Consider the following 15,991-nt stretch of genomic DNA (forward strand, 5'->3'; position numbering starts at 1 on the left):
CCAGCGCGGCTTCTTCCTCCGTACGGGGGGCCGCTGCACGGGGGGCCGCCGGGCGGGTGACGGCTGGGGGCGAGTCCGGGGGCGGGCGGGGGACCGGGGCGGCGTGGACAAGGGGGGGACACCTCCGCGAGGCTGGGCGTGGGATCCGTGAGCACCGTAGGTCCATACGATCTGCTGCCCGGCTCGTGGACCGGGCGGCGCGCGCCCGTGTCCCCCATTCGCGGTAACGTGACGTCCGATGAGCGACAAGTCTGACGTGCAGCCCCCCGCCGTATCCGTGATCATGCCCGTCCTCAATGAGGAACGGCATCTGCGCGGGGCCGTCCAAGCGATCCTGGCGCAGCAGTACGACGGCGAGATGGAGGTGGTCATCGCCATCGGTCCGTCCTCGGACCGTACCGAGGAGATCGCCGCCGAGCTCGTACGTGAGACGGCGTCCCATGAGAACAAGCGCGTCCATACCGTGCCGAACCCGACCGGCCGCACCCCCGCCGCGCTCAACGCGGCGATCAAGGCGTCCCGGCACCCGGTCGTCGTGCGCGTGGACGGGCACGGCATGCTCTCGCCGAACTACATCGCGACGGCCGTACGCCTCCTGGAGGAGACCGGCGCGCAGAACGTCGGCGGCATCATGCACGCCGAGGGCGAGAACGACTGGGAGCACGCGGTCGCCGCCGCGATGACCTCGAAGATCGGCGTCGGCAACGCCGCCTTCCACACGGGTGGCGAGGCGGGACCGGCGGAGACGGTGTACCTCGGTGTCTTCCGGCGCGAGGCGCTGGAGCGGCAGGGCGGCTACAACGAGGAGTTCATCCGCGCCCAGGACTGGGAGCTGAACTTCCGGATCCGGGAGGCGGGCGGGCTGATCTGGTTCTCGCCCGAGCTGAAGGTGTCGTACCGGCCGCGGCCGTCGGTCAAGGCCCTCGCCAAGCAGTACAAGGACTACGGGCGTTGGCGGCATGTCGTCGCCCGCTACCACGAGGGCTCCATCAACCTGCGTTACCTCGCCCCGCCGACCGCCGTGTGCGCGATCGCGGCGGGCGTCGTGGTGGGCGCGGCGCTGACGCCCTGGGGTTTCCTGATCCCCGGCGGCTATCTCGCGGCGATAGTCGCGGGCTCGCTGCCCGCGGGCAAGGGGCTGCCGCTGAAGGCCCGCGCCCAGATCCCCGTCGCCCTCGCGACGATGCACATGTCGTGGGGCTTCGGCTTCCTCGCCAGCCCGAAGGCGCTGGCGAAGAAGGTCATCGCATCGCGCCGCCCGGCGGTTCTCACTTCCACCGAGACCTCCGCCGAGGCCGCCTCCAACTAAGGCTTTTTGTACGACAGTTGGGCCCCTCTCGGATCGAGAGGGGCCCAACTGTTCACCCAACCGGCCTACGACCAGATGTAGTTCGGGTTCACATGCATGCAGGCGTCGGTGTCGGCGCCGTTGAGCGCGTCCGCGGACTCCGGGGTGGTGTCGTCCTTCACCGGTGCCTTGTACGTCGTACCGTCGCGCCAGTCGGCGCCGACCACCAGCGTGACACCGGAGACGTCCGTCGACTTCTTCACCGAACTCGTCGGAATCCCCAGCGCCTTGGCGACCGCTCGGGCGTCGCCCTCAAGGTCGGCGCTCGGGTAGCGGATCACCGTGGTGGCCTCGGAGGTCGCCGTCGTCGTCTCCGCCGACGCCTGGGTGAAGCCCTCGTCGACGAGCAACTGGCTCACCGTGCGCGCACGCCCGCCGACCGGGGCCAGCGTGTCGGTCCGGGTGCCGTTCTGCACGGTCACGCCGATCTGGTCGTCCGCCGCGGCCGGGTCGGAGGGCGCCTTCTCCTCGGTCGTCGCCTTCTTCTTGTCCTTGCCGTCGAGCGCGATGTCCTCGCGGACCAGCCGGAACAACTGCTCGGCCTCGACCGGCTTGGGCTCCACACGATTGATGTCCGACACGGCCGGCTGCCAGGGCATCGTGGTCATCGTGATCCGCTTCGGCTCGACCTTCCTGAGCTGGGTGCCGAGGTCGTAGAGCTCCTTCACCGTGCCCAGGCCCTTGTCGACGGTCAGTGCGTTGGTGGCCGTCTCCGCGAGGCTGCGCAGCTTGCCCGGGTTGGTGATTGTGGCGTTCTTGCGCAGCTGGCGGACCATCGAGTTCATGTACTGGTGCTGGGCCTTGGCCCGGCCGATGTCGGTGTTGTCCTCGAAGCCGTACCGCGTCCGCAGCCACTGCAGGGCCTGCTCGCCCTTGACGGAGTGCGTGCCCTCCGTCAGCTTCAGCCCGGAACCGTGGCCCTCGCTGTCCTTGGACTCGATGTTGGCGTCCACGCAGACCGGGACGCCGCCGATCGCGTCCGCCATCGACACCACACCCGAGAAGTCGATCTGCATGAAGTGATCGATGTGGATCTTGGTCAGCTTCTCCCAGGTGGCCACCGTGCAGCCCGGACCACCGCGCCCCAGCGACCGGTTGGTCATCACCGGCACGGTGGACGCCTCGTACACCTCGTCGTTGTCCGGGTCGGTGCACTTGGGGATGTCCACCAGCGTGTCGCGCGGCATGCTGATCACCGACATGTTGGTGCGGTCGGCGGAGAGGTGCAGCAGCATCTGGACGTCCGCGAGCGGGATGCCGCCGAAGGTGTCCTTGGCGCCGCCGAGTTTTTGGTTCTCCTTGGTGTCCCGGGCGTCCGAGCCGATCAGAAGGATGTTCAGCGGGGTCTGCCCGGCCGCGTTCGCCTTGCTCTTGGCCGGCCGGTCCTCGTCGTCGCCGAGGTACAGGTCTTCCTTCTTGATGTTGTCGTTCAGATGCTGGTAGTAGAGGTAACCGGCGCCCGCGGTCCCAAGTATCAGTACCGACAGGACCGTCGCCGACCAGCGCAGGACGCGACGTCTGCGCCGTGGCCGTCCCTTGCCACCACCGTGCCGACCCTGGCCCCGGGGTTCGGACGGCGGACCGCCGCCCTTCTCGTCCGCACGACCACCGCTCCCCTGGGCGGAATCACCGTCTTCGTCAGTGGGATTGCCGCCTTTGCCGGAGGCATCGCCACCACTGCCGACGGGATTGCCACGCCCCTCGGGGGGATCGCCACCTCCGTCGGCGGGATTCCCGTCCTTGTCGTACAGGCCGTCGTCCCAGCCCAGATCACCGGCCTGCCGGACACGTGGTCGAGCCCCCTTCCCACGCACACCGCTTCGCGCCATCTTCCTGCCCCTCCCCACCCTGCACCTGACAAACGGGTCCGTCGTCCCGCGCCCTGCCGGACGCGCGCGCCTCGCACCGGACACCCCTACGTCCGGTGCGGTCACGACTGCGCCCGGTGCGGACGCCTCCGCGGCCGCTTCGGACACTCCTGCGTCTTCTTAGACGCTCGACAGACCCGTTAGGTCATCAACTGGCGCACACCGTCTTGTCCGCCGTGGACTTCTCGACAGTCGAAGGCGCCGTCGTCGGCGTCGTCATGGACACCCCGGCGCCCTTGAAGTCCTTGCCCAGGGTCAGCACGATCGCGGGCAGACCCTGTGAGTTCGTCTCGCTCTTGCCAGGCTTCATCGCCGAGGCGGACAACCCCATGAGATCCGCCAGTTTGCGCGCCTGATCGGCCTGGTCGGGAGAGTACTCCAGGGTCGTCTTACTGAGTGTTTCGTCGGCGTTTCCGAGCTGGCTGGACTTGGTCACGCCCTCATCATTCTGCAGCCAGTTGAGAGTCTCCTGTGCGCTGCCGGACTCGGCGCCGCCGTTGTAGATGTTGACTCGGATGTCGGCGGCCGAGGAACGGGTGCCCTTGAGGCGGGCGGTCACCGCGGCCTTCTCCTTCTTGGCCTTCTGCTTCACCGCGGTGAACGACACATCGTCCCTGATCAGGTCGAAGACCGGCTGAGCCCTGGTCGGGTCGACGACGACCGTCGCCTTGACCGTCTCGGCGGGGTTGTCGACGACCGGCACCGTGGTGAAGGAGATGTTCTTCGGCGGCACCTCCTTCAACTCCAGGGCCACGTCCTTGAGCGTGCTGACCTTGCCGATGCCGGTGTCCACGGTCAGCGCCTTGGTGGCGGCCTCCGCCAGCTTCACCAGCTTGGTGGGGCTGGTGAGAGTGTCGCTGGAGGACATCTTGCGCATCAGCGAACCCAGGAACTGCTGCTGCACCTTGATGCGGTCGAGGTCACCCGAGTTGCCGAAACTGTGCCGGGTGCGCAGGAAGGCGAGCGCCGTCTCACCCTGGATCGTGTGCTTGCCCTTGGAGAGCTTGAGATGCGAGTCGTCGTCGTCGACGTCCTTGGCGAGGCAGACCTCGACGCCGTCCACCGCGGTGGTCAGCGTCTTGACCGCGTTGAAGTCGGCCATCATGAAGTGGTCGGGCGTGATGCCCGTGGCCTCCTTGACCGTGAGCATGGTGCAGCCCGCGTTCCGGCCGTCCTGGCCGAGGCTCGTGTTGAAGCGGACGTTCTGCGTGCCCGGGATGACTGTCTCGGTGCCGTCCGAATCCTTCGTCGTGCAGTCGGGCACATCGACGATCAGGTCACGCGGAATGCTCAACGCGGTCGCGTTCGTACGGTCCTTGGAGACGTGCAGCAGGATGTTGGTGTCGGCGTGCCCGACGCTGCCCGTGTCGCCGTAGCCCTCGTTGCCCGAGCCGGTGCGCTTGTCCGTGCCGATGATCAGGATGTTGAAGGCCTCGTCCTTGCTGAAGCCCTTCTTGCCCGCGCTGCCGACGTCCGTCGTGCTGACGTTGCCCTCAAGGTGCTTGAGGTAGGCGTACGCGGCGGCGGAGACGCCCACCAGGACGAAGGCCATGGTGCCGCCGGTCCACAGAAGTATCTTCTTCGCCCTCGACTTCTTGGGCTTCGTCCGCGTGCGGCGGCGGCCCGGCGGCGGTTCCTCCGGGGTGCCGCGGCGTCGGCGCGGCCCGGGCACGCCGGTGCCCGCAGCCGCGGGACTCTCGCGACCTGGCGCGCTACGCGCACGCCTTCCCCCCGCGGCTTCCGCGGGTGATCCGCGGCGCGGTCTGGGGACTCCCGACTGCGGTGCGGAAGGAGTCAGTCGCAGTTCGTATTCGCCGGTGCTCGGATTGAGTACCCACTGGTCTGCGGGATCGATGTCGTCCGCCCGCCCACGGCCTTGCGCGTCCACGGTTGTCTGAATCCTCCGTCGGGGCCACGCGGCGCCCTTCCCCCTCAAAAGGCGCTCGGGTCTCGGTCAACCAGTGCGCGACCCCCAGGACGGACCTCGTGGCCGGGTGCACCGGATCGCTCACACTATCCGCCCAGTTCGATGTCCAGCGACGAAGGTGACCAATTCGATGTGCCTACAACTGGGCAATCCGCCCTATTTCTCAGAGACTTCTTAGTTCCGCGGTTCCCCGCTTGGTGTGCGCTTTACTCACAGGCGTCCTCGGCCGCCGTGTTCCCGCGGAAAGTCGGCATGGGAGTGGCGGTGTCGGCGGAGCCGGAAGCCCGCTTTCCGCCCGACTTCCCGTCGTCGCGCGACTCCTCTTCGTAATCGAATGGGGAGTCGTGTGTGCCGTCATCACCACCCCTGTTCGAGTTCTCCGCACTGCTCGGACGTCCCGATGCCGTATTTCTGCTCATGTCGGTTGAATCATCCGGAAGGTCCTGGCTGACGGCCACCGGGGCGTCCTCGCGCAGTCGGGCGAAGAGCTTGTCGGCCTCGGGTTCCACGAGTTGGTCGCGATTGGCGTTGTGGACGTAGGAAGTCCGCGGCACCGTCAGGAATTGCACACGTTCCGCGGGGATATCGCGCAGGCCGCGAACCAGGTCGTACAGACCGCGCAGGTTCGCCAGGGCGGGGTCCGTGGTGAGCGACGAGGTGGCCGCGTCGAGCAGGGGATAGAGCTTCGCCGGATTGAGCAGGACGCCGTTGCTCTGCACCTTGTTGACCAGCGCGCCCAGGAATCGCTGCTGACGGTCCATGCGGTCGGTGTCGCTGCCGTCGCCGAGGCTTTTGCGGGCGCGTACGTAGCCGAGGGACTGTTCACCGTCGAGCAGCACCTTGCCCGCGGGCAGCTTCAGCTGGGCGTCCTTGTCGTCGATGGGCTCCTTCAGGCACACCTCGACGCCGTCCACGGCGTCGACCATGTCCTTGAACCCGCTGAAGTCCACGACCACGTGGTGGTCGACGCGGATGTCGGTGAGCTTCTCGACGGTCCGGATCGTGCAGGCCGAGCCACCCGTCTCGAAGGCGTAGTTGAACATCGCGAACATGGGCCGGGTGCGGCTGCCGTCGGGCCGGCGGCAGCTCGGCACGTCCACCATCAGGTCACGGGGCAGCGAGACGGCGGTCGCGCTGTGCCGGTTCGCGCCAAGATGCAGAAGAATGGCGGTATCCGACCGCTCGGTCCCGGTATCCCTCCCGTACTGCTGGTTCCTTTCCCCCGACCGCGAGTCCGACCCGATCAGCAGGATGTTCTGCGCGTCGCGCACCAGAGCGGTGGGCCGCTCCTTCTCGTAGCGGGCGAGCTCGGCGGCGGCGGCCTCGTCCGGCGTGATGTTCGCGTTCAGCTTCTCGTACACGGCCCAGCCGATTCCGGCGGCGCCGAATACGAGGACGGTGAGACCGAGGGTCGAGTACCGCAGCCAGCGCCGCCGCCGGCGTATCAGCCCGTCGCCGGTCGGCGACGCCCCCGTTCCCGACCCCTCCGGCTGCCCGGAAGACGTGCCTGCGCTGTCGATCACGTCTGAGTCCCCCCTCATGGCGTACGAGCGTCCCGTGCGACGGTGCGTGCTCCTACGACCATGTCCCGGGGCCGCCCATGAGGGTGACCGATACTGCGCCGAACGGATGACCCCGGCCGCCCCGCGTCAGACGACGCGGCCGACGCCCCGCGCGACTTCGCACGGGTGCACCCTCGTCCGGGGGCGGGCCCCGTCAGGGGTGCGGGGAACCGCGCGCCCGGCCGCGACGGCCCGGCAGTTTCGAGACGGCCTCTGGTGGGGCCGGGCGTGGCGTGGGTGCGCATCTGGTGGGGTGTCCGGGGGCGGGCCCCGTCAGGGGTGCGGGGAACCGTGCGCCCGGCCGCGACGGCCCGGCAGTTTCGAGACGGCCTCTGGCGGGGCCGGGCGCGGCGTGGGTGCGCATCTGGTGGGGTGTCCGGGGGCGGGCCCCGTCAGGGGTGCGGGGAACCGTGCGCCCGGCCGCGACGGCCCGCAGCTTCCGGACAACCTCCCGGCGGCACGGCGTTACGGATCCCCGCAGGAGCGCCCCGCCGGGAAAGGAATCCCCGCAACCAACACCCGCCCCACCCAGGACCTGTCCGGCCGGACAGGTCCTACCGGAGCGCCGTCGCCGTCACTCGCTCACTCTCGATCCGCTTGGTCAGCGCATCCTCGCCCAGCCGCTCCAGATTCCGGCACAGCACCACGGACGCCCCGGCCGCGAGCGGCGCGTACAACCCCGCGCTCAGCCCCTCCCACGTGTCATACGCAAGCCCCGACAGCAGCCGCGAACCAGGCCCCGTCAGCCCGAGCGGCCCCGCATCGGCGCGGGCCCGCTCGACGACCTCGGCACCCGTGTGCCCGGCCCCGGCGACGGTCAACGCAGGCTCCTCCGGGTCCACCGGCGCGTACGGCACGAACCGGTCCCCCTGACTCGGCACCTCCACGGCGTAGTCGGCGAATCCCGCGGGGGTCTGCGGGAAGCGCCCCCCGAGCGGACGCAGCGCGAGCGCCACCCGCTCCCCGGAGCACGCACGCGCCGCCTCCAGCGTGTCCGGCCCACTGACCACGAGGCCGGCGGCAGCCGGATCACCCCCGACATCCGCGACCACACCCACCGAGGAGCACGCGAGCAGCCATACCGCCGTCTGCCAGTGCGCGGGCAGCAGCAGCGCCAGCCGATCGCCGGGCTCGGCGGACAACTCGCCCTGGAGGAGATTCGCGGTCTTGGCCACCCAATTGGCGAAGGTGGCCACGGACAATTCGACACGTTCACCGGTGGCGTCGTCGTAGAAGGTCACCAGAGGGCGCGCGGGGTCCACGGCGAGCGCGGATCGCAGCAGGTCGGCAGGGGTGCGGTCGGTGGCGTTCACGCGCGCAAGCGTACGCGGGGGCGGCCGGTGCGACGCGGCTGCCGGGCCACCGGTTCGGCCGAGCGCGCCCCGACGGTCCGTCAATTCACCAATGGACAGATTTGTATGACTATGTCCACGATCGGGGGCATGCGTGGATTCCTTGCTTCCTCGGTCGGCGTCACGTGCGCGGCCGCTCTCGCCCTTCCCATGGCCCTGTCCGCCCCGGCACAGGCCGGCCCCGGACTCCAGGCGGCGACGACCGAGCCCGCCGTCCAGGGCAGCACCCAATCCCTCCCCCTCGTCCCGCTGGACGGCGTGCGCGCGTTCGGTTCGGCCGCGCCCGAACAGGGGCTTAGCAGACGGGACGTACGGTCGTTCTCGCTCGTCGGCGTCATCTGGGACGACCCGGGCGCCGAACTCCACGGCCGGGTCCAGGTCCGTACCCGTGCCACCGGAACCACTGACTGGTCCCCATGGCAGGACGTCGAGACCCACAACCACGAGCACGCGGCCGACCCGGACACCGCCGAGCGTGACTCGGGCCGGGTCCGCGGCTCCACGGCGCCGCTGTGGGTGGGCGACTCGGACGGCGTAGAGGTGCGCGTCCAGGCGGAGGTGGACCAAAGGGCGCCTCTGCCCGGCGGCCGGCCACTCCCCAGAGGCCTGCGTCTCGAACTCGTGGACCCCGGCGCGGAGCCCCCGTCGGGGAACACTCCGGCGGACGCCGGGCGCACCGGCGTACTGAGCGCCGACCTGGATGCCTCCACCGTCGAAACGACCACCGCGAGCGCCGAGAACGCCGCCCTCGCGCCCCTCGGCGCCACCGAGATCCCGGCGCTCTCCCAGAGCGAGACCGAGCGGGAGGCCCTCGCGCTGAACCAGGGCGAGCCGATGGGGAAGCCATACATCGGCGAGCGCCCGAAGATCATCACCCGGCGCGGCTGGGGCGCGAACGAGAGCCTGCGCGAGCGCGGCTTCGTCTATACCAAAAAGGTGAAGGCCGCCTTCGTCCACCACTCCGCATCCGGCAACAACTACCGTTGCTCACAAGCTTCTTCGGTCATCCGCAGTATCTACCGCTACCACGTAGTGAGCAGTGGCTGGCGCGACGTCGGCTACAACTTCCTCGTCGACAAGTGCGGAAACATCTACGAAGGCCGTGCCGGGGGCGTGGCGAAGGCCGTCAAGGGTGCCCACACCCTCGGTTTCAACGCCAACAGCATGGGGATCGCCGTCCTCGGCAGCTTCGGCAAGGCGAAGCCGTCCGCCGCCGCGCTGACCGCCATCGCACGGCTCACCGCATGGAAGCTCGGTCTCTTCGGAGCCAATCCGAAGGGCAAGACATACCTGACGTCCGGTGGTGGCAATCTCTACCGAAAAGGAAAGAACGTACGACTGAATGTGATCTCCGGCCATCGGGACGGGTTCGCCACGGAGTGCCCAGGACGGGCCCTTTACGGAAAGCTCGGCTCGGCTCGGAAGGACGCGGCCCGTTACCAGGGCCGCTGAAGGCCGGAGGTCACCGGAAACAGAGCCAGTCGTGCGGGTCTCTCTCCCTCCCCCACAGCCATCGAGGACACCCCACTGCCGTCGAAGGCACCATCGAACGGACTGCATACACTGGCCGGCCGAAGCACCCTTCGGCCGGTCCCGGCAGGAAGCAGAGACGACAGGTGACAGAAGCGATCCTCCTGGTCGGCGGCAGAGGCACCCGGCTGCGCCCGCTCACGGTCAACACCCCCAAGCCGATGGTTCCGGCGGCCGGGGTCCCCTTCCTCACGCACCAGCTGGCGCGGGCGAGGGCGGCAGGCGTCGAGCACATCGTCCTGGCGACCTCCTACCTGGCCGAGGTCTTCGAGCCGTACTTCGGTGACGGCTCGGCGCTGGGTCTCCACATCGAGTACGTCACCGAGGAGGAGCCCCTCGGCACCGGCGGCGCCATCCGCAACGTGGCCGCGCGCCTCCACTCGGGTCCCGACGACCCGGTACTGATCTTCAACGGCGACATCCTGACCGGCCTGGACATCCCGGCCCTGGTCCGTACGCACGAGACGACGGGCGCGGACGTCTCCCTCCACCTCACCCGTGTCGAGGACCCGCGCGCGTACGGCCTGGTCCCCACGGACGCCACCGGCCGCGTCACGGCCTTCCTGGAGAAACCCCAGACCCCCGAGGAGATCGTCACCGACCAGATCAACGCGGGGGCGTACGTCTTCCGCCGCTCGGTCATCGACACGATCCCCGAGGGGCGCCCGGTCTCGGTGGAACGCGAGACCTTCCCCGACCTGCTGGCCACGGGAGCTCACCTCCAGGGCATGGTCGATTCCACCTACTGGCTCGACCTGGGCACCCCTCAGGCCTTCGTACGCGGCTCCGCGGACCTCGTCCTCGGCCGCGCCCCTTCGCCGGCCGTCCCCGGCCGCTGCGGCGACCGCCTGATCCTGCCCACGGCCACCGTCGCCCCGGACGCCAAGCTGACCGGCGGCACGGTCGTCGGCGACGGCGCATACGTCGGCGAGGGCGCCCGCGTCACGGGCAGCACGATCCTGGAGGGCGCCGTCGTCCAACCCGGCGCCGTCATCACCGACTCCCTCATCGGCGCCCGCGCCCACATCGGCGAACGCACCATCCTCACCGGCACGGTCATCGGCGACGGCGCGGAAATCGGCCCGGACAACGAACTCCGCGAGGGCGTACGGGTGTGGTGCGACGCCCGGATTCCCGGCGGCGCGGTCCGCTTCTCCTCGGACCAGTAGACGGGGCTTGCCCTTCCGGCCCGTCCAGCACTTGAGGACGAGCCTTTCGGGCGAGGCGGGGGGTTGGGGGGTTCAGAGGGACGAAGCCCCCCCGTGCGCGGGTCCAGGGGGCGTGCGGGGGTCCAGGGGGCGCAGCGCCCCTGGCGGGGTCCGGGGCGGAGCCCCGGAAGGATGGGACGGGTAGGGGCGGCGGGGGCGAAAACCTCCCACCCCCACCCGCACCCCCCCCACCCCACACTCGCCCCCTCACAACCGCCCGATATCCCCCCGCCGCATCCGCGGAGCCCGCCGCGGCGGCGTACGCCCCGACAACAAAATCAACCGAGCCGCCCGATGCCGCTGCCCCGCATACGGCTCCAGCAGCGACAACATCACGGAGTCATCCGCCTCACGATCCCCCGCCAGCGCATACCCCACGATCCCCGGCAGATGAAGATCCCCGACCGTCACCGAATCCGCCGCCCCATGACTGCGCTGCACGGTCTCCGCCGAGGTCCACGGCCCGATCCCGGACACCAACTCCAACCGCGCCTGCGCAGCGCCCGGCTCCATCCCCACCGCCTCCTCGAGCCGCCCAGCCACCCGAACGGCCCGCAGAATCGTCGACGCCCGCTTGTTGTCGACCCCGGCCCGATGCCACTCCCAGGACGGGACCAGCGCCCAGGTCCGCGGCGCCGGCATGACGTACATCCGCTCCGGCGCGGGCCCCGGCGCCGGCTCCCCGTACTTCCGTACGAGCAACCGCCACGCTCGATATGCCTCGTCGGTGGTGACCTTCTGCTCCAGCACAGACGGAATGAGCGACTCCAGCACCAGCCCGGTACGGGTCAGCCGCAACCCCGGCCGCCGATGCCGCGCATGGGCGACCACCCGATGCCGCGGCTCGAAGGCGCCGGGATCGTCCGCCGCACCAAGCATCTCGGGCATCTGTTCGAGCAGCCACTCGCCCCCGGGCCCCCACGCCTCACCCCGCACCACCCCACCCCGCAACGAGACCCGCAGGGTCCCGGCCCCGGCGGGCGTCAGGCTGGCCCGCCACACGGACCCGTCCGGCGTCGCACGGAAGGTCGGATCGGCAGGCCCCCGCCGCAGCGGCCCGAGCACGAGCCCGAGATCGAGCGGCCCGGACGGAGTCCACGTACGAGTGAGCCCGACCCCGGCAGCCTGCCGAGGCACACCCCCGGGCACGCCGACATCCCCGCCGCGCACAGTCGTACGCGTCGGCCGCGGAGCGAAACGACCAGCCACGGATGAGTTCCCAGAAGTGCTCGGGTGCCAGAAGTGCCAGGGGCGCCAGTGGCGCCAGCGGGTGCCAGGGGGTGCCAGGGGGTGCCAGGGGGTGCCCTACGAGAGTAGGCGCTCCCGACGCCCCCTCACCGCACCTCGAAGAACGCCGCAGCATCCCGCTCCGGCCGGGCCCTCGGCTCCTCGGCCGCATGCCCGACGGCGACGGCCCCCATCGGGTCCCACCCCTCAGGCAGCCCCAGCGCATCCCGTACGACCTCTCGGCAGAACATGGTCGACGACACCCACGCCGAGCCCAGCCGCTCCCCGGCGAGCGCGACGAGGAAGTTCTGCACACCCGCCCCGGCGGCGACCACGAACATCTCCCGCTCGGCCCCGTCACGCCGCGCGTCCCCGTATGTGTGGGACCCGTCCATGACCAGACACGGCACCACAAGATATGGCGCACGGCGCAGCACATCCCCCCGCCGCACCCGCTTGGCGATGGACTCCTCGCTCTTCCCGTCCCGTCGCAGATCCGCGATCCACGCGTCCTTCATGGCGTCGAGCAGCCGCGTCCGGGACTCCTCGGACTCGAGCAGGACGAACCGCCACGGTGTCGTGTGGTGCGGCGCGGGCGCCGTGACCGCCGCGGCCACGGCCCGGCGTACCGCCCCCGGGTCGACCGGCTCGTCCGTGAAGGCCCGTACGGTGCGCCGCTGTGTGACCGCTTCCCGTACGGCCTCGGACGTGCCGAGCCGGAACATGTCGTCGCGGCCGCCCCGCACGATCGCCCGCGCCCCCTCGCCGTCGTCCTCGGAGATCACTTGGGGCAGTCCGCGCACGACGGCGACGGGCAGCCCGGCGGCCTTGCCCTTGACCAGGTCACCGGCGGCGGCGAGTTCGTCGGCGGTGGCGACCACGGTGGCGCTCAGCGGATTGCCGTACGCGTCGGTGCCGCCCCGCAGATCGTCGAGCACCTGTACGCCAGCGGCCCCGATGGCGACGTCGGTGACGCCGGTGCGCCAGGGCCGGCCGAAGGTGTCGGTGATCACGACGCCGACATCGACCCCGAGGGTGTCGCGCAGCCCGGCCCGGATCGCCCGCGCGGACGCGTCGGGGTCCTCCGGCAGCAACAGCACGGTCCCGGCGGGGGTGTTGGAGGCGTCGACCCCGGCGGCGGCCATCACGAGTCCCTGCCGGTTCTCGACGATCCGCAGGGCCCCGCGGCGCGCCACGACCCGTACGGTCTCGGCGTCGATGGCGGCCTCGCGGTCGCCGGCCTCGACCACGCGCCCCTCCGACTTGGACACGATCTTCGAGGTGACGAGAAGGACATCCCCGTCGACGAGCCCGGGCTCGGCGACGGCGATCAGCTTGGCGAGGTCATCGCCCCGACGAACCTCGGGAACCCCGGCCAACGCCCAGACCCGGTACCCGGAAGCGACGCTCTCGTCGCCCGCAAGCCCTTCCCCCGAAGGGAGTTGTCCGCTCAAGGCGTCCGCACCTCCTCCGCCAGCGCCAGCGCCTCGCGGGCCATCTGCGCCGCGGCGTCGAGGTCGGACATCATCAGCGGCACGGCCCGGCACCGGATTCCCGCCGCCTCGACCCGCTCCGCGAACCCCGCGTCGACCGTGTCGACGAGCCAGCCGTCGAGGAGCCCCGAGCCGTAGTGCTCGGCGACCGCCGCGGCGGTCGATTCGACGCCGACCGCAGCCAGCACCTTGTCGGCCATGCCCCGCACGGGCGAGCCCCCGACGATGGGGGAGAGGCCGACCACGGGCACGCCCGCGTCGGCGATGGCCTCCCGGATGCCGGGCACGGCGAGGATCGTGCCGACGGACACGACGGGGTTGGACGGCGGAAAGAGCACGACGTCCGCCTCGGCGATCGCCTCGAGCACCCCGGGTGCCGGCTCTGCCTGCTCCGCGCCGACCGGCACGATCGCCTCGGCCGGCACGGAGGCACGCAGCCGCACCCAGTACTCCTGGAAGTGAATCGCCTTGCGCTCACCGTCGATCTCGACGGCGACATGCGTCTCCACGCGGTCGTCGGACATGGGGATCAGCCGGACACCGGGCTTCCACCGGTCGCACAGGGCTTGCGTCACCGCGCTGAGCGGATAGCCCGCGCCCAGCATCTGTGTCCGCACGATGTGCGTCGCGAAGTCGCGGTCGCCGAGCCCGAACCACGCGGGCCCGACCCCGTAGGCCGCGAGCTCCTCCTTGAGGTGGAAGGTCTCCTCGGCCCGACCCCAGCCCTGCTCCTCGTTGATACCGCCGCCGAGGGTGTACATCACCGTGTCGAGGTCCGGGCAGACCTTCAGCCCGAAGAGGTGGATGTCGTCCGCGGTGTTGCCGATGACCGTGATGTCCGCGTCCGGCACGGCCTGCTGGAGACCACGCAGGAACCGGGCACCACCGATGCCGCCTGCCAGAACCACAATGCGCATGGTGCTCAGTCTCGCAGGCGGGTCCGACAACGCGTGAGGCGGTTACGAGACCTCGGCGACCGCGCAGCGCGCCGCGTGCATCGGCATCTCGGTGAGCCCGGGGTAATAGACGTGCAGGCTCACGGCCGGTTCCAGGGAGTCGTTGACGACCTCGTGGATGTAGCCGGGCGCGAACACCCGTTGCGATCCCGCCTTCAACGCGCGCGTGTCACGCTCCGTGCGCTCCGTCAGCGCGCCCTCCAGGACGGTGAGTACGCCGGAGGAGCGGCCGTGGTCGTGCAGCCCGCTGCCCTGCCCGGGCACCCAGGAAAGGAGCCACACCTCGTAACCGGGGCCGGTGCGCAGCCGGTGGTACCAGCGGGACGTCGCGTCGTACCGGACGAGGTGCGCCCACTGCGAGCGGTCGGCGGCGATGGAGCGGGCGAGGCCGGCGAACTCGGCCACGGTGGCGGGGTGCTCGCGCGGCGGCTGGAGCAGGTGCGGTACTTCGAGGATGTCGCCGGCGATCTGGAGGTCGTTGTCGCTGTTCATGGGGTGCGGTGGTTCCTCGGCGTGAGAGTGCTGGGGTGTCGCGGCCATTTCCGTCCGGGTCGCGGACGGGGAGGGGATTCGCCTCAGTTCGGGCGAGAGGTCGCCCCTGTGGGACGAGGCAGCCGGAGCGCGGTAGGGCTCAACAGCTGGGACAGCAACAACAGCTACAGCGAGCGAAGGCAGCACCGTGGGACCCGGCGGTGCGGGTCGAGGTGAGTGCCAAGTTCGCGAGCATGCCCACAAGGACATCGGCTCACACCCCGACTGTCAACTTGGTGTCCGCTATATGAGAAATGTTTCACCTCATCCGGTTCATCTGTGGGGCGAAAGGTTTGTTCAGGAGCCGCCCCGGACACATGGCGCACAACCGGGCGCACAAACCTCGATGTGACTCCGTGATCCAAATGTGATCCGGTTCGCATCGGTGTCCGTGTCGGAACGAGATCGAACTTCTTGGCGTCCTTCTCGGTGGCGGGTTGAGCGCTCGGTGTGAACTTCTGAGGCTGTCAGGGTTTATGTCGATTTGAACACTTTCCGCATAGCCTTGGTTCCGCAGAGTGAATAAGGGGCTCAATAGCAGATCTCGGCTTGACTGGCCCGGATCGGCACACTTGTAATTTCACTCGTGTCGTTCAGCCGAAAACGGTGAACGGCAGCATCACGGGGACGCGAAAGACAGACGAGGGGCGCACATGACCGAGCTGGTGCAGCAACTGCTGGTCGACGACGCGGACGAGGAACTCGGCTGGCAGGAGCGCGCGCTGTGCGCCCAGACCGACCCCGAGTCCTTCTTCCCCGAGAAGGGCGGCTCCACCCGCGAGGCCAAGAAGGTCTGCCTCGCCTGCGAGGTCCGCTCCGAGTGCCTCGAATACGCGCTCGCCAACGACGAGCGGTTCGGCATCTGGGGCGGCCTGTCCGAGCGTGAACGCCGCCGTCTGAAGAAGGCCGCCGTCTGACCGGCAGGAGGCCGCCGTCTGACCGATCGGCGCACATGTCTCCGTACCGATCCATGTACTGATCCATGTACT

Annotated in this window: 12 protein-coding genes; 4 read left to right on the top strand and 8 right to left on the bottom strand. The window is 69.9% G+C overall.

Going from position 1 to position 15,991, the window contains the following annotated elements:
- Window positions 1–238: 238 nt before the first annotated feature.
- A complete protein-coding gene (locus AB0D57_RS22135; protein ID WP_362075395.1) occupies window positions 239–1,309 on the top strand; it encodes a glycosyltransferase family 2 protein in 1,071 nt (356 codons plus the stop codon).
- A 65-nt stretch (window positions 1,310–1,374) separates the two neighbouring features.
- Here the strand turns inward: AB0D57_RS22135 and AB0D57_RS22140 are convergent, their stop codons facing one another.
- The 4 genes from AB0D57_RS22140 to AB0D57_RS22155 form a co-directional block, all read right to left on the bottom strand.
- Window positions 1,375–3,177: an LCP family protein gene (locus tag AB0D57_RS22140; RefSeq protein ID WP_362075398.1), complete on the bottom strand. Its 1,803-nt coding sequence runs from the start codon at window positions 3,175–3,177 to the stop codon at window positions 1,375–1,377.
- 187 nt (window positions 3,178–3,364) lie between these two features.
- Window positions 3,365–5,104, bottom strand: a complete 1,740-nt coding sequence (locus AB0D57_RS22145; RefSeq protein ID WP_362075401.1) for an LCP family protein — start codon at window positions 5,102–5,104, stop codon at window positions 3,365–3,367.
- A gap of 245 nt (window positions 5,105–5,349) precedes the next feature.
- The gene (locus AB0D57_RS22150; RefSeq protein ID WP_362075404.1) at window positions 5,350–6,666 is read right to left on the bottom strand and encodes an LCP family protein; all 1,317 of its coding nucleotides are present in this window, start codon (window positions 6,664–6,666) and stop codon (window positions 5,350–5,352) included.
- Window positions 6,667–7,259: 593 nt separating this feature from the next.
- Entirely contained in the window at window positions 7,260–8,018 is a 759-nt protein-coding gene (locus AB0D57_RS22155; RefSeq protein WP_362075407.1) for a TIGR03089 family protein, read from the bottom strand.
- A 129-nt stretch (window positions 8,019–8,147) separates the two neighbouring features.
- Between AB0D57_RS22155 and AB0D57_RS22160 the strand changes: the two genes are divergently transcribed.
- On the top strand, window positions 8,148–9,509 hold the full coding sequence (locus tag AB0D57_RS22160; RefSeq protein ID WP_362075410.1) for a peptidoglycan recognition protein: 1,362 nt from the start codon (window positions 8,148–8,150) through the stop codon (window positions 9,507–9,509).
- Between the two features lie 164 nt (window positions 9,510–9,673).
- Entirely contained in the window at window positions 9,674–10,756 is a 1,083-nt protein-coding gene (locus AB0D57_RS22165) for an NDP-sugar synthase (RefSeq protein ID WP_362075413.1), read from the top strand.
- Window positions 10,757–11,002: 246 nt separating this feature from the next.
- On the opposite strand, the gene AB0D57_RS22170 is transcribed toward AB0D57_RS22165, so the two are convergent.
- The 4 genes from AB0D57_RS22170 to AB0D57_RS22185 form a co-directional block, all read right to left on the bottom strand.
- Complete coding sequence (locus AB0D57_RS22170) at window positions 11,003–12,004, bottom strand: DNA-3-methyladenine glycosylase 2 family protein (protein WP_362075416.1); 1,002 nt, start codon at window positions 12,002–12,004, stop codon at window positions 11,003–11,005.
- Between the two features lie 125 nt (window positions 12,005–12,129).
- Entirely contained in the window at window positions 12,130–13,476 is a 1,347-nt protein-coding gene (locus AB0D57_RS22175) for a coenzyme F420-0:L-glutamate ligase (RefSeq protein ID WP_362075419.1), read from the bottom strand.
- Window positions 13,473–14,432 carry a 2-phospho-L-lactate transferase gene (gene cofD / locus AB0D57_RS22180; protein ID WP_362075422.1) on the bottom strand — a complete coding sequence of 320 codons (960 nt, stop codon included), beginning with the start codon at window positions 14,430–14,432 and terminating at the stop codon, window positions 13,473–13,475. Before cofD ends, AB0D57_RS22175 begins: the two co-directional genes overlap by 4 nt.
- Window positions 14,433–14,474: 42 nt before the next feature.
- Window positions 14,475–14,963 carry a cysteine dioxygenase family protein gene (locus AB0D57_RS22185; RefSeq protein ID WP_362075425.1) on the bottom strand — a complete coding sequence of 163 codons (489 nt, stop codon included), beginning with the start codon at window positions 14,961–14,963 and terminating at the stop codon, window positions 14,475–14,477.
- Window positions 14,964–15,655: 692 nt separating this feature from the next.
- On the opposite strand from AB0D57_RS22185, the gene AB0D57_RS22190 reads away from it, so the two are divergent.
- Window positions 15,656–15,919: a WhiB family transcriptional regulator gene (locus tag AB0D57_RS22190; RefSeq protein WP_003975777.1), complete on the top strand. Its 264-nt coding sequence runs from the start codon at window positions 15,656–15,658 to the stop codon at window positions 15,917–15,919.
- Window positions 15,920–15,991 lie beyond the last annotated feature (72 nt).

The sequence above is a fragment of the Streptomyces sp. NPDC048275 genome (assembly GCF_040652275.1).
Taxonomy (GTDB): domain Bacteria; phylum Actinomycetota; class Actinomycetes; order Streptomycetales; family Streptomycetaceae; genus Streptomyces.

Excerpts from the sequence above, each read along its gene's own strand:
- AB0D57_RS22140 (WP_362075398.1), bottom strand. The coding sequence starts at position 3,177 with ATGGCGCGAAGCGGTGTGCGTGGGAAGGGGGCTCGACCACGTGTCCGG.
- AB0D57_RS22135 (WP_362075395.1), top strand. The coding sequence starts at position 239 with ATGAGCGACAAGTCTGACGTGCAGCCCCCCGCCGTATCCGTGATCATG.
- cofD (WP_362075422.1), bottom strand. The coding sequence starts at position 14,432 with ATGCGCATTGTGGTTCTGGCAGGCGGCATCGGTGGTGCCCGGTTCCTG.
- AB0D57_RS22160 (WP_362075410.1), top strand. The coding sequence starts at position 8,148 with ATGCGTGGATTCCTTGCTTCCTCGGTCGGCGTCACGTGCGCGGCCGCT.
- AB0D57_RS22190 (WP_003975777.1), top strand. The coding sequence starts at position 15,656 with ATGACCGAGCTGGTGCAGCAACTGCTGGTCGACGACGCGGACGAGGAA.
- AB0D57_RS22185 (WP_362075425.1), bottom strand. The coding sequence starts at position 14,963 with ATGAACAGCGACAACGACCTCCAGATCGCCGGCGACATCCTCGAAGTA.